We start from the raw sequence: 13,831 nt of genomic DNA on the forward strand, positions 1-13,831 counted from the left end.
TCTTGTATGCTGCTTCAATTTGTCTTCTTCATCTTACTTGGGTTGTCTGGAGGTAGCGATGGTGAAACTTATAGGGCTTTGTGTTTTTTTACGATTGGAAAATCAGAATCAACGAACGATGCCATAGCGCTTCGCCGCACTTCCGTACAACCAATTCTCAGCAACAAATAAGGCCGTATCCTGATCGATCCAGCCAGCTTCGAGTTGCCCCCACAGGAAATCGCTCACAATCCGTTTGACAAGTAAAATCTTGCCGTAGCTCCATTCCATACAACGGGCATCGGATACGATGAGCGAGCTTTTGATTGCCGGAAGCGCTTCTAGCCGGTACTGCATACTATCCCGGTATGTACTCGCCCGAAAGTTAAACCACCAATGTCCGCCCACATGAACATTCGGAAAATTCCATGCCGCTTGCACAATATCCAGATTGTTGAGCTCCGAGGCCACCACAAGCTCGAAGGTACAGGCATAAGCTTCAAACAAAGCAGATAGCTTCAAGATACGGGCCGGGTCATTGACCGGGGTAGCTGTTCCGCACCAGGAACGTTCCACGCCGAGAAATAACTGAATGAGAAGTCCTCTCTGCTCAGCAGCAGCACCTAACTCGTGCAGAAGCATCATTAATATCTCATCCTTCGTGCTGCCTTGCCCGATCACAACCTTGCGGTTCGCCCTAGCTTCATAGCTTGGCAATGTCGTCATGATGCCCACGTAACCGGCTTCCTTGTACTCGTCAAGTAGTTGCTTAAGCTTCTCACGCGCTTGAGTGAATGCCTCAGCCGGGTTATGAGAGAACTCGACTTCTTTGACCCATCCGCCCAATTTCCCGTCAATTCGCGGAATCAGTATGGCGTTCTCTCGCATGCCTTGGAACTCCGTATGCTCGGGTATATTCACGACGAACCTGCGAACGTTCATACGATCTGCGACCTCTTGCGCCCATGTGACACTTTGCGCGGTCTGTTTGACAGCTTCGTCAGCTTTCCGTACTGAGGCAGCGTCGCTGATCACAATGCCATATAGATTTTTGAAAATTTGGGTCAACACCACATTCATCATCGTGTTTCTTGATCCATGGTAAGCTTCCAAAAAGGCAGCGATACGTGAATCCTCTGGGAGCTCCATGGCATTCGCCGGATAGCCTGCAGCCTGCAGCTCGCGAAACAACCAGAAATAATGCGCAATTTCCCAGAAGTCGCTTGCACATAGACGATCGCCCACAAGGTGGGTGTGAGTATCCAAAACAGGCAGCTGCATGATACGTTCCTCAAACGCTTCCTTACCGTTTTTCATCTCCATATTCGTTCCTTTTCCTCCTTCTATAACATCTATGTCCTGATGGTACAATGGTTGCTCCATCTGTTCCATGGGATAACTTCCGCTGGGTTGTGATTTTTTATGATGTCCCTCAGTCAAGAGACAAAACAAAAAGAACGGCTTACGCCGTCCTTGGACTACTGTGTTTGTAAAGGTTAATGCGAAGCATTGCCCTTTAGCTTATAAAAAGGTTAAATTGCTGTAAAACAAAGACCGTCGATTCATTTATCTAATCTTGCGTTAATTGAGGTTTCATAAATTGTGATCAATCGTCATATATGCTCAACTGTAGGGGCTAGATGAATGAAATCCATATTCGCGGTTGAATGATGTTGTAAAAAGTGCAACAATTGCAGCCTAAATCTCGCCTCTCTCCCTTCGTTGTTGCAAAATGTACAACAATTAGGCCCGATAAGGCCCATTTCGCAACGTATGGGCTCAAAATGTTGTACAAACTGCAACTTCAAGCTGCAAAATCGCCTTTAGGCGTGTACATTGTTGTAGAAAATACAACATTGATAATCTACTATAACCCATTTACCCTCACGAAAGCCGAATGACACTAAAATCGAATTTTGGAGTTTTGAATACCAGTTATGAGGAGGCATAATGAATCAAGCGACGGTCTCAAACATACAACATTCTTAGCTTGTTAAGAAGAAATCAAGAAAATTGTTGTACGCTGTACAACTTGCCTAATTATATGAATAAACCGCCCTAAGGAGGTTTCCTTTAGGCGGTTTGTCTTGAGGCTATTTGACTTCGCAGTCAATCATGACGTGAATGGTATCTCCTTTATGTTCATTCCTCAATTGGAATGCCCGGGCGACTTCCGCGAGGGGAACGACGTGAGTAATCATTTCCTCGGTGTTAACTAATCCGTCAAGGACCAGCCGCAGCCCTTCATCGAAGTAGCGCCGGTTGTCGATGTCCCGCTTAGGTTCCGTTGAAAGAATATCCAACCGTTTTTTATGAACCTTGAAGAAATCAACCGGCTTATGACAGGTGCCGATGCAGCCGTACATTACAATACGTCCGTTCTGCGCTGCTGCATTAATTGCGTCTACCATTCCAGCTCCTTCCAGAAGACAAGGAATGACCACGTCAAAGCCATCCGGGAAGTCTGCTCCCACGATATCCATGGTATCCGCATGTTCATGAGGGATTTTATAAGTATGCGTGGCGCCATATTTGCGTGCTAGCGCCAGTTTCTCGTCAAACAAATCCGTTACGACCAAATTTCTCGGGCTAAACATATTTATGACTTGGGTCATCACTAAACCGCTGACACCTTGCCCAGTGATCAGCACGTTCTTATTAGGGGAAATGTCCCCGAGTTCTGCCGCATGGATGATACCCGGAAGAACTTCAATCAGCGAACCCTCGATTAACGGCAAGTCTTTGGGCAAAACCTTGAGGGAAAAAGGGGTGCAGCATACATATTCAGCAAACGCGCCCCAAACATACCGCAAAGCTACATGATCGCCTTCCTTAACGCCAATTACATTAGGGCCGACCTTATCAATAACCCCTGAAACTTCATGTCCCAGCCTGGTCGGGTACGAAATAAATTCAGGCTCGCGCGCACCACGGAACACCTCAACGTCACTCCCACAAATACCGACCCACTTGACCTTGACGCGTACTTCGCCTTCCTTGGGTTCCGGAATTAAAGCCCGTCTGACACTAATCTCTCCGATGGCATCCATAACCGCACACATCTGCGTTCCGGGACCATCATAATCTACCAATTCCATAGGAGGAACGGACATTTTTCTAACCATCTGCTTATTTCTCCTTCCGATATAAACGGACTCTGCGACCTGCTAGGCCATGACTTCCCACATTTTCTCGGTTACTTCATACGTCGTCTTTTCTTCCCGCAAGCTTCTGATGATGTCTTCAACCACTTCCTCCATCAACGCAAGATGGCCTTGTACAGAAGCTCCGGCAATATGGGGAGATAGAAGAACATTCGGCAGAGACCGAATAGGATGATCCGCAGCAAGAGGCTCCTTCTCAAACACATCAAGTGCGGCAAAGAATCGTCCGCTTTGAAGCCCTTCCATAAAGGCCTGCTCATCCACCACAGGGCCTCTGGAAGAGTTAATGAAGATCGCACCATCCGGAATAAGTGCCAACAATTCACGGGTTAGCATTCTTTCCGTAGCGGGAAGCTTTGGCGCATGCACCGAAATGATGGGGCAGCTCATAACTTCCTCCAGTGTTGCCCTCTTAGCATTCAGCCGGGCTGCCGCTTCTTCCGTCAAATAGGGATCGTAAATGAACACATTGACTTGAAACGGCGCAAGCAATTTGATAAAAGCGCGAGCCGTAGAGCTAGCTGAAATGATACCGACCGTGCTGCCGGTAAGCTCTCTTCCCTTCAAACCGGGAATCTTCCATTTCCCTTCCCGCATCGTGGAATCGAAAGCAGGCAAATACCGCAGAGATGTTAACAGCGCAGCCAAGCAATATTCTCCTACACTTAACGCAATTCTCGGAGCTGCAGAAAATACTTTGACTCCGCGAGAGAAAATCTGCTTAGGAACAAGGTTCTTCACAGTTCCAGCCGCATGGCCAATGGCGCGAAGCTTGACGGCCTTCTCAAGCATTTCGTCTGTCAAGCTGGGGGAGCCCCAGCTGGAAATAATCACTTCCGCATCCGCAACCAGCGCTGATAACTCATCCTGTGTATAGTCGCGTCCTGTCTCATTCCACACCGGCTCGAAATGTTCATTTATTCTCACAAGGCACGCCTCCGAACATACTTCGTCCAAACGAGATTGCGGTGAAAGCACCAAGGTTTTTAACTTCATTGCAAAAGTCCTCCTTCGTTTTCCCTCAAGGATTAGAGCTGCACAACCTGACCAGTCCGCATCGATTCAAAGCAACCGTCGATGACCTTCATCACCTGGATGATTTCCCGGCCTGAAGCCAGCGGCTGACGTCCTTCTCGTATAGCGCCCACAAATTCCTCAAGCTGCCATGTGAAATTAGCGAAATTGGTTTCACACGTTTCCAGTTTCTCTCCATTCAAACTAAGCTCGTATTCATCTTTCAGATGCAGCAAACCGTTCGATCCGATTAAATATCGATCGTAAATGCTGTTCTGCGTAGACCATATACGCTTTCCTGTAAGACCAACTTCATCCGTCGGGCGGCAGCCTGCATTGAACGACATCCATACATTCGCCATCCGGCCTTCGCCAAAATTTATGGAAATGGCGACTTCATCCTCCCCGGTCCAATTCGGGTTGTTGGAATGTCCCTGAGCATAGACCGACAGAGGGGCTCTACCGTAAGCCCATAGCATATAGTCAAGAATGTGGCTTCCCCAAAGTGGAATAATAAATCCACCGATTTTCGATTCGTCCTTCCACCATTCTGCTGCCGGCTTATCCATATGCGCCAGAAGCAACGCGTTGATATTAATTAAATCGCCGATAGCTTTCTCTCTCACCTGACGGATCGATTCCATCACTGGTTTATAAAAACGGCGGCTTTGCCCGATCATTAAAGTGACGTTGTTGGCTTCCGCAGTTTCTAGCATCTCCTCTGCTTCCTGCACATTCATCGCCATTGGCTTTTCAACCAGCACATGCTTGCCGGCACGAAGCGCCTTAATCGAATATTCCGCGTGAATATCATGCGGTAGAAGCAGAAGGAAAGCGTCGATATCCGGATCATTGACTGCGTCATCATAGGAAGTATAGGTTTTCACCCCTTCCCACTTTTCAGCTTCCGACCGCAATTTACCTTCATCGCGAGATATAAGGGCAACCAATTCAATTTGTTCAGCCAGCTCCCGTACTGCCGGAAGATGGGACTTCGATACGCGTCCCAATCCAACAACAGCCAATCGCAATTTTTGCAGCATGGACTCTCGCTCCTTTTCTCTACTTATTTACCGTTTTTTCTGTCTTGAAATGCCTGGTTGAACTCGTCGATCATCTTCATGTAATTGGCGTCCGCTTTGAACGATTTAACCATAGCATCCCATGATTCGATCGGTTCTTTACCCATGATTACTTTTACTTTCATATCGTCCATCTTCTTCTTATAATCCGGTCCCATTTTCAGATCGACGTCAGACAACAGACCGATCGATACATCGGATACGCCGTAATTTGAACGATCGTCAACGATTTTCTTGTTACGTTCGAAGATTGCTTTCGGCATACCTACGCGGTAGGCCCACAGGTACGGATCAAATCTTTCGAAGATTTTACCGAATGAGCTTTGCGATACACTGTCTTTGACTGCTTGCTCTGTAGCCATTTTGAAGCCGTCTACCACCTTGAAGTGGATATCCTTAAGGCCGTAGCAGGCCAATTCAAAGCCTTCCTCGGACGCGCCGTAATCCATCAAAGCCAGGATTTTCTTCATTTTGGCTTCAGGGACTTTTTTCGGGATCACGTATAGCCCGGCAAATCCGGAGCCCGTATGAACCATTTTACCAGTTGGGCTTTCAAGATAAGTCATAGCAACAAAATCGGCTTTCGGATCAAGCTTTTGTGCACCTTCCGTAGAACGGAAAACACCTTCTGTGGTATCCATTTGGACACCGACTTTGCCCGCTTTCGCCATGTTTTCAAAATCGGTGGTTTTCATAGCAATGAAGTCTTCAGGCAATATTTTATCCTTATACATTTTGTTTAGATAAATAAGTCCGTCTCTTGTTCCCTGTTCCAGATCAGTGTCAACCAGCTTGCCGCCTGCTTCTTTCCATTTACCGTTACTTTTGTTGAAAATATCGATAACTTTTTCCCAGTTTTTACCGTTATAACCATATGTGTCAGATTTGCCGTTCTTGTCGGGGTCTTTATCAACGAATGCTTTTAATGCTGTATAGAACTCATCCATTGTATGCGGCATCTTCAGCCCTACGTTATCCAGCCAATCTTGGCGGATATTAAAGAAACTGCTTCCATGAAGCGGACGTACCGACGGCAGGATATATTGTTTGCCATTCACTTTGACACTGTCCATAATTTCTTTCGGATAAGCCGATAGATTTTTAAAATCCTTCAGATAAGGCGTCAAATCCCAAAACGCGCCTTGCTTAATCATGTTGATCGCCTGCGTTTGTTTCATGTCCTTGATCTTCATCAGATCAGGCAGTTCACCTGAAGCCAGCATAACGTTTTGCTTCTCTTCCCATGCGTTTGGAGATGCCCAGGTAATATTCAGCTTGGTATTCGTACGCTTCTCGAATTCCTTCGTAACTGGGTTATCAGCTGCCGGTGGCTCCGGTGTGCTAAACTCGGTGAAAATGCTGATTTCCGTTGGTTTACCACCGTCTGCAGTACCGGTTGTTCCTGTTGTTGAAACTGGCGCTGCGCCGCCGGAACAAGCCGATAAGACTGATGCTACCATGATGAATGCTAGAGATGCAGGCACCGCTTTAGATGTTATGACCCTTCCTATTTCTTTCATACTAACCCTCCTCATTCATTTTAAAAAGATTATCCTTTCACCGAACCCAGCATGACGCCTTTAGCAAAATGCTTTTGTAGGAACGGATAAACACACAGGATTGGAAGCGTCGCTATAACGACTGCAGCCATTTTTAAAGTTTCGGTAGGGATATTTTGTTCTGCCATCATTTCAGCTGCAGCTGATCCCCCCGCTTGAGTCGACGAGTCGATCAACATATTGCGTAGCACGAGCTGCAGCGGCCACTTGACATGATCATTGATGTATAATACGGCACTAAAGAATGTGTTCCAGTAAGCCACTGCGTAAAATAACCCGAATGCGGCAAGTGCGGGAAGCGACAGCGGAAGGACGATACGGAAAAAAACGCCGATATCAGTTGATCCGTCGATGATAGCGGATTCCTCCAACTCAACCGGAATGCTGTCGAAGAAGCTTTTCATCAGGATGACGTACCACCCACTGGTTAGGACCGGTAAAATCAATGACCAGACGCTGTTAATCAAGCCCAAATCGCGAACCAGCAAGTAAGGCGGGATCAATCCCGGACTGAACAAAAGCGTAATAAGAATCAATAACATGATTAGTCTTCTACCCTGCAACCGCTTACGGGATAAACCATATGCGAGCGCAGCTGTTATCACCAGGCTGAGTGCGGTTCCAACAGTAGCTAGAAAACCACTGATCATCGTTGCGCTTTGAAAAGCCGACGTAGACAACAAATATTTGTAAGAATCCAATGTCCATTTTTCTGGAAATAAGATATAGCCTTGCTTCTGGATGTACTCCGCCGGATCCGTAAAAGAAACGACAAATACATAATAAAGCGGAAAAAGCGTAATGATCGCTATAATGCCAAGCACAATGATATTCGCTGTATCAAAAATGCGGTCGCCTATGCTTCGTTTCATTATTCTCACCCCGTTTCCGATAGTAAGCGGTGATTAATACACGCCTTCTTCGCCAAAACGTTTTGCCAGCTTATTAGCTGCAATAACCAGAATCAATCCAACCACCGATTTGAACAAACCGACGGCGGTACTGAAACTGAATTGTCCCTGCTGAATACCCAGACGATAAACGTAAGTTTCGAATACATCCGCGACATTGGACACTGCGCCGTTCATCATCAAAAATACTTGCTCAAATCCAACGTCCATAATATGGCCGAGCTTCAAAATGAACAAAACAACAATGACACTGCGGATCGCGGGCAGCGTTACGTGCCAGGCTTGCCGAATACGGTTGGCTCCATCCATTTTAGCCGCTTCATACTGCTGAGGATCCACGCCCGCAATAGCGGCTAGGAAAATGATCGTTCCCCATCCGGCCTCTTTCCAGACGTTTTGTACGGTAAGCAGTACCCAGAAATTATTTTCATTCGTTAAAAAGTCATATTTGGCAGCCCCTAAACTGACTAGCATCTTATTGACAATGCCCGAGGACTGCGACAACAACAAGAAGGTAATCCCTGCGATAATAACCCACGAAAGAAAGTGCGGCATATACACGATCGATTGGATCCACTTTTTGTAGATTGCATTGCGAAGTTCGTTCAATAAAAGGGAAAGTAAGATCGGCAGCGGGAAAAAGAACACCAGGCTTAACAAACTGATAGCCATCGTATTTCGAAATAGAAGATAGAAGTCTTGGTTTGAAAAAAAACGGATAAAGTGTTCAAAGCCAACCCACTGACTTCCCGTTACACCTAAGTATGGCGAGTAATCTTGGAAAGCGATGACGACTCCCCACATAGGAACATATTTGAATATCAGAAAAAACAATACGCCAGGAGCAATCAACAAATAAAGAAATTTGTCTCGTCTAAGTCCGTGCATCACGTGCTTCCATCTGCTTTTCGGTGCGGTTTTTGCGAGACTGCCCACATACAATTCACTCTGAGCTGCCATGGTACTGCGCCTCCTTTTACTTAAAAAGCGACTTCGCGTAAGCAAGATCTTCGGCGATGTACCGGTCTTTATTGGCCAGATCCGTGTACTCCGCAGTCAAACATACAACACCGGCATAGTTTCGTTCTTTTACATAGTTAGCAATCCGTGGCCAGTGGGCCATACCGTGCCGTCCGGTCGTAAAGTGACGCTTCCACTCGGCTGTTTCGGCTTCGGGTCCGTTGCTTCGAATAAAAAAACCGTTTTTCAAGTTCACCATAGCAAGGTGCGACCAAACGATGTCCAGTCCATATTCGGGCTGCTGTCCCGCGAATGCGTCGTGCGCCGCATCCCAGACTACGCCGACATGGCCTGGGCTGAGGTTATCCATCAACCGCATAATGCCATTGGAATCGATGATAAATTTCCCGTAATGCTGCTGGACGCCAACCTTCACGCTGTACTTCTCGCAAAGCGGTACCAGCTCTTCCAACTTCCGCTTGGCCCGTTCTTCCGTCGCCTTGTAGCCGTCCTGATCTATGTTGACCATGATCCGGATGAGCGGCACTCCAGCCTCCGCACATGCGGCGAAAATCGATTCATCGGTTGAAGCGGCAACGCTGTATATGTTGACCCCTTGTTCACCGAGCTGCTTAGCGAATTTCGGCAGCGTTTTCTGGGCGGTTTCAGGCTCAACCTGAAACCCGGCGCGCACGGGAAGCTCAATGCCGTCAAAACCGATTCTGCTTACAAAGCGGGCTAGCTCTGGTGCCGGCTTATCTTTCCAATGCTTGACAAAGAGTGAAAAAGAAAATGGCTTTTCTGAATTTTCCACAGCAGTGCAACACTCCCTCAGTCGAACTTTTTACCACATAAGAAAGTATGAGTTTTCGGATCACGAAAACCACTTTCTTATTGGCGATAAAACCTACCTCTAAACGCGGTCGCTCATCTTTGAATGGCCTCGATAGAGGTTTTCTCATACGTTGACATTAGATTTTGTGATACTTAGCAACTGCTGCACATCTTTGTAACATTGCTGCGCCAACTCGGTATGTACGGGAAGATCGGAGCCAGGCTTGCTTACACTTTCAACGGTGAGGTAGCCGTTGTACCCGACTTGCTCCAGCCCCCGGAACACTTCGTACCAGTCGATACCGCCCTGATTAATAAGCCGGTGACAATAATATTGTTCTTCCTGTTTGCCCTGTTTTGGCATGACCCGGTGGTATCGGCCGATATGCGGCACATAATCACTATATTCGAAAGCCCAAGGATACTGGTTTCCTTTCAATTCCACGATATCTTTGATATGAACATTGAAGAGGTATGGCTTTAATCGTTTAATGGTTTCTATCCCATAATCAGTCGGTACCTGATACAAGTTGACCGGATCTATTATTAGCCCTACATTACTTCGTCCTACCGCTTCAACAAAGGCGATTGACGAATCTGCCGTATCACATAGTGTTCCATGGTGCATTTCAATAACCGCTCGGATATTGCGTTCTCTTGCAGCATCGGCACATAGTTGAAACCACTTCACAGCTTTCGCAAAGTCATCCTTAGAAACTTCATCGGGATGCTGAAATCCTGGATTCAATCTCATCATGCGGCATCCGATTGTTGAGGCAAAATTGAGATAACGCCCCCATTTCAGAAACTCGGCATTATTTTCCTCCTCTGAATTGCAGGCGAAATTCCCTACAAACAGAGACAGATTGATAGGTGTTAGACGATAGCCTTCAAGCAAATCTTTAATTTGCTCCGCCCGTTCTTGCGAGATATGACCGTCTTTCAACTCACCAACACCACGAATCTCGACACCCTCATAACCAATCGCAGCCGCATCTTTCAAAAAATGCTCGATTGTAGAATCATCATACATATTACCGCCTAAGACGATCATCGCTTTCATCCTATCCCCTCCGTAATAGCGCTTTCATTAATATGAGGATATCATAATTCAAACGCCATACTTACGTCAATATTTAAATTAAGTATTAATTTTAAATGAAATTTGTAGTGAAATTTGTTTCTATTAAGTAAAAATATATTGAACTTTGTTCTATTTTTTATTAAAGTGAGTACACTACCCTTATAACTATAGGTTCAGGTATAATCGATTTAATGACATAATGATATAGCGACGGTGAAGTTCATGATAATTCCTAATAAAAGTGATCAAAAGGGCAGCAAAACCAGTATCATTCAAGCCTTGCGCATGCACGGATCCATGCCTCGGATTAAATTGACCAAAGTTACGGAACTGAGCAGGGCTACCATCTCTTCAACAATTTCTGAGCTAATGGATTGGAATCTTGTCAAAGAAACGGAAAAAGCCCCATCCACGGGTGGGCGTCCAGCTATTTCTCTAGAGCTTGTGCCAGGATCCCATGGCATTATGGGTGCCGATTTAGACAATCAAGTATGGACGCTAGGCGTGTTTGACTTACTTGGCAATGTCCTACATATGACAAAAATACCCGTCAGCTCATCCCAGCCCGAGACAGCCATCCAGGAATTGACTGATCAAACCTCAAAGTTTGTGAAGGAATTGGACATAGAGGTCATCAAAATGTTCGGTCTGGGAGTGCCAGGTCTTGTCGATACGAGACGAGGTATTATTAGGAGCGCATCCGATTTGGGCTGGTCTAACGTGAACATCGAGGAAATAGTAAGTAAAAAGCTTGGTTGGCCCACCGTGGCCATAAACAGGCACCGCGCCCGCGGGCTTGCCGAATGCCGATTCGGTTCAGGAAGCAGCTACAAGCATATGATTTATGTCGGGGTCGGCTCCGGCATAGCTGCCGGAATCTTTAATGATCGGCAGTTGGTGTCCGGTTCATTCGGCGGGGCAGGTGAGCTCGGGCATATTACAGTTGAACCAGATGGACCTGTATGTCCTTGTGGAAATAACGGATGTTTGCACCTATACGCTACGGCTTCAGCTATCGAACAGGAAGCCCGCAGACAGCTTCGCTCCGGTCAAGAGGAAAGTTTGCTTACAGATGTAGTACAAGGAAACGACCTCCAACTTCTCCAGGCAAGGGACGTTTGCTTGGCCGCAGATCAGGGCGATGAATTGGCGATACGCGTCGTTAATCATGCCGCCACTTATCTCGGCATTGCTCTGGCTAATCTGGTCAATTTACTGAATCCCGAGGCAATCATTCTTGGAGGATCCATCCCCAGTATGTGCAGCACCTATGTACAAACCGCCACCAAAGTTATGAAGCAGCGGTCCATGATGGCTCTATCTGCCGGAATAGCGGTAGATACCGCCGTATTGCCTGAAATCGGCGGAGCACTCGGTGCAATCAACTTTGCGCTTGATCAACATTTTTCTTTTACAATGATTCAGTAAAAACAAATCTCCACATTAGATTGCATAGTCCGTTTTTCTCCATAAATAAGAAGGAGCACCGACCTATTAGTCAGTGCTCTTACTTATTTATACGACACAAGAGCTTTCACATACGCCTCTTCTAGCCGTGCAAACCTCCTACCAATCGCGGGCAATGACGATATGGTCCAACCGGGATTTGGATCAGGCTGGTAATTCCTCGCGAAGCCATCTTGTAGATCTCATCACACAAGCTCGCATCAAATCCTAGAAGCGGATGTCCCCCTATCCCGATAGCGGATGCCGCCAACAGTAAACGCTGAACGAGCATCCCTGCTTCCATCTGTTGGATGCGGTACCCCCTATACCCCAGGGCAGTTAAGAGATGCTCCTTGTCCCCTGCCACATGAAAGCATAACGGAACTTGAAACAAGTTCACGTTGTCGGAAGGCATTCCCTGCTGCAGCCTGAGCCGATGATCTCCATGACGTACCCGGCATAACGTATGAGCAGCACTGTCATAATAGTAAGCGCCGTTCGGGATGCCCTCAATGTTATACAAACAGACGTATAGTGAGACGCGTGAAACAGGGTTCTCATGTGCTCCATCCAAATCATTCCGATACCTGAAGGAAGATGTTGCCTCCTGCAGCAGCAAGGCCAACTGTTCTTGGCTTATCTTGCCCATTACAAAATCACCGTCCGGTGAAAACCGTTGACGACTTACTGATGCCAGATCATACAAGAGCCGCTTCACACGGGGCAGAGCAACCGCTTGATCCTCGCAGTGAACGATCTTACCTTCCCCAATTCGCCCTAACGGCCTAAGCGATTCCAATCGGGATGCTTCATTCATCTTGATAAGCATCGGAAACTCCTTGACCCTCCGGGACCGGACGTAGTGATCATGCTCAACCGACCTCAACTCCCGGCACAATTCGGTGGCAGAGACCCCCTCCTCTCCCTCATCCCTATTGGCAAACCATGGGATCGCAGGCTCCACCGACAGTGGAATCACCGCATACACGCTTTCCTCTTGTTCAGACACTCCGAGAAGATCATTCACGGCCCGGTCAAGAAACTGGAAATACACCCCTGACGCAAAGCCAAACCGTTTGGCCACTTCCAAGAGCTGCCCGATCAGCGCACCTGCATCCAGTCCTTGCAGGCGGTAGGAAAAGTTATTGTATTTAAAGAAGTTTTTCCAAAACAGGGTCGACACAAAAACAGCACCAAAGCAGCCTGACATGTCACATCGTTTGCCAAGAGCCCGGGATAAATATGAATCGAAATTGCCTTCGCGCAGCAACACCAAACGGTGGTGCGCCACATCATAATGATATACCCCTGCCCGCAAATCCTCTAGCTTCAGATACACGTATAATTCATTCGGATATAAGGCTCCCCCTGAGGGAGCAAACCGCCGGTACAACTTCAGCAGACCCATGTTTTGTACCATGGAATTCGAGGCAGGGACTGACTGGGACAATTGCGTGAGCCCGAATATGTACCAGAGAAAATGGCCCATTCGACGGAGGTCGGGTTTCACTGGCGCTTCGCTGCCTTCAAGCGTCAGCGGTACTTCCGGAGATAGCGGAACAACAGGCAAACCGCGGTAGAGCTTATATGGAAGCGGTCGATCCTCCCAATCCACCACCAAATCCGGCGGTTTGGTCTTGTCAATGTCATAATGCAGATTGTGCAGAAAAGCCTTCAGACTCATCCTTCTCCCTCCTGATATGAACAAGGTTGTCAACCACGCCACGTTTCTATATTTGATACCACAGCTTAAAATAGTTGGTACGAAGGCATCATTCGTCGACGGTTGGCGGTCTGA

Annotated in this window: 11 protein-coding genes; 1 reads left to right on the top strand and 10 read right to left on the bottom strand. The window is 47.1% G+C overall.

Annotation, left to right across the window (positions count from 1 at the left end; genetic code table 11):
- Positions 1-108: 108 nt before the first annotated feature.
- From ASG85_RS16670 to ASG85_RS16710, 9 genes are all read right to left on the bottom strand, one after another.
- A complete protein-coding gene (locus tag ASG85_RS16670; RefSeq protein WP_235550150.1) occupies positions 109-1,371 on the bottom strand; it encodes a glucuronate isomerase in 1,263 nt (420 codons plus the stop codon).
- Between the two features lie 701 nt (positions 1,372-2,072).
- Positions 2,073-3,104: a zinc-dependent alcohol dehydrogenase gene (locus tag ASG85_RS16675; RefSeq protein WP_060647032.1), complete on the bottom strand. Its 1,032-nt coding sequence runs from the start codon at positions 3,102-3,104 to the stop codon at positions 2,073-2,075.
- 42 nt (positions 3,105-3,146) lie between these two features.
- A complete protein-coding gene (locus ASG85_RS16680) occupies positions 3,147-4,139 on the bottom strand; it encodes a hydroxyacid dehydrogenase (RefSeq protein ID WP_060647034.1) in 993 nt (330 codons plus the stop codon).
- A 32-nt stretch (positions 4,140-4,171) separates the two neighbouring features.
- Positions 4,172-5,200 (bottom strand): Gfo/Idh/MocA family protein, encoded by a 1,029-nt coding sequence (locus tag ASG85_RS16685; protein WP_060647036.1) that lies wholly within the window; start codon positions 5,198-5,200, stop codon positions 4,172-4,174.
- A 23-nt stretch (positions 5,201-5,223) separates the two neighbouring features.
- Complete coding sequence (locus tag ASG85_RS16690; RefSeq protein ID WP_060647038.1) at positions 5,224-6,759, bottom strand: extracellular solute-binding protein; 1,536 nt, start codon at positions 6,757-6,759, stop codon at positions 5,224-5,226.
- 29 nt (positions 6,760-6,788) lie between these two features.
- On the bottom strand, positions 6,789-7,670 hold the full coding sequence (locus tag ASG85_RS16695) for a carbohydrate ABC transporter permease (RefSeq protein WP_060647040.1): 882 nt from the start codon (positions 7,668-7,670) through the stop codon (positions 6,789-6,791).
- 33 nt (positions 7,671-7,703) lie between these two features.
- Positions 7,704-8,669 carry an ABC transporter permease gene (locus ASG85_RS16700; RefSeq protein WP_057304914.1) on the bottom strand — a complete coding sequence of 322 codons (966 nt, stop codon included), beginning with the start codon at positions 8,667-8,669 and terminating at the stop codon, positions 7,704-7,706.
- Positions 8,670-8,685: 16 nt separating this feature from the next.
- Positions 8,686-9,483 carry a sugar phosphate isomerase/epimerase family protein gene (locus ASG85_RS16705; RefSeq protein WP_060647041.1) on the bottom strand — a complete coding sequence of 266 codons (798 nt, stop codon included), beginning with the start codon at positions 9,481-9,483 and terminating at the stop codon, positions 8,686-8,688.
- A 144-nt stretch (positions 9,484-9,627) separates the two neighbouring features.
- Positions 9,628-10,566 (bottom strand): sugar phosphate isomerase/epimerase family protein, encoded by a 939-nt coding sequence (locus ASG85_RS16710; protein WP_060647043.1) that lies wholly within the window; start codon positions 10,564-10,566, stop codon positions 9,628-9,630.
- Positions 10,567-10,809: 243 nt separating this feature from the next.
- Here ASG85_RS16710 and ASG85_RS16715 point away from each other — a divergent pair, with 243 nt between their 5' ends.
- Positions 10,810-12,015 carry an ROK family protein gene (locus ASG85_RS16715; protein WP_156396637.1) on the top strand — a complete coding sequence of 402 codons (1,206 nt, stop codon included), beginning with the start codon at positions 10,810-10,812 and terminating at the stop codon, positions 12,013-12,015.
- Positions 12,016-12,136: 121 nt separating this feature from the next.
- Here ASG85_RS16715 and ASG85_RS16720 read toward each other — a convergent pair whose 3' ends face one another.
- Entirely contained in the window at positions 12,137-13,717 is a 1,581-nt protein-coding gene (locus tag ASG85_RS16720; RefSeq protein ID WP_060647047.1) for a SagB family peptide dehydrogenase, read from the bottom strand.
- Between the last annotated feature and the right edge of the window lie 114 nt (positions 13,718-13,831).

The sequence above is a fragment of the Paenibacillus sp. Soil724D2 genome (genome assembly GCF_001427935.1).
Classification (GTDB): domain Bacteria; phylum Bacillota; class Bacilli; order Paenibacillales; family NBRC-103111; genus Paenibacillus_E.

Coding starts and splice junctions, on each gene's coding strand:
- ASG85_RS16675 (WP_060647032.1), bottom strand. CDS start 3,104: ATGGTTAGAAAAATGTCCGTTCCTCCTATGGAATTGGTAGATTATGAT.
- ASG85_RS16710 (WP_060647043.1), bottom strand. CDS start 10,566: ATGAAAGCGATGATCGTCTTAGGCGGTAATATGTATGATGATTCTACA.
- ASG85_RS16690 (WP_060647038.1), bottom strand. CDS start 6,759: ATGAAAGAAATAGGAAGGGTCATAACATCTAAAGCGGTGCCTGCATCT.
- ASG85_RS16715 (WP_156396637.1), top strand. CDS start 10,810: ATGATAATTCCTAATAAAAGTGATCAAAAGGGCAGCAAAACCAGTATC.
- ASG85_RS16685 (WP_060647036.1), bottom strand. CDS start 5,200: ATGCTGCAAAAATTGCGATTGGCTGTTGTTGGATTGGGACGCGTATCG.
- ASG85_RS16700 (WP_057304914.1), bottom strand. CDS start 8,669: ATGGCAGCTCAGAGTGAATTGTATGTGGGCAGTCTCGCAAAAACCGCA.
- ASG85_RS16720 (WP_060647047.1), bottom strand. CDS start 13,717: ATGAGTCTGAAGGCTTTTCTGCACAATCTGCATTATGACATTGACAAG.
- ASG85_RS16670 (WP_235550150.1), bottom strand. CDS start 1,371: ATGGAACAGATGGAGCAACCATTGTACCATCAGGACATAGATGTTATA.
- ASG85_RS16680 (WP_060647034.1), bottom strand. CDS start 4,139: ATGAAGTTAAAAACCTTGGTGCTTTCACCGCAATCTCGTTTGGACGAA.
- ASG85_RS16695 (WP_060647040.1), bottom strand. CDS start 7,670: ATGAAACGAAGCATAGGCGACCGCATTTTTGATACAGCGAATATCATT.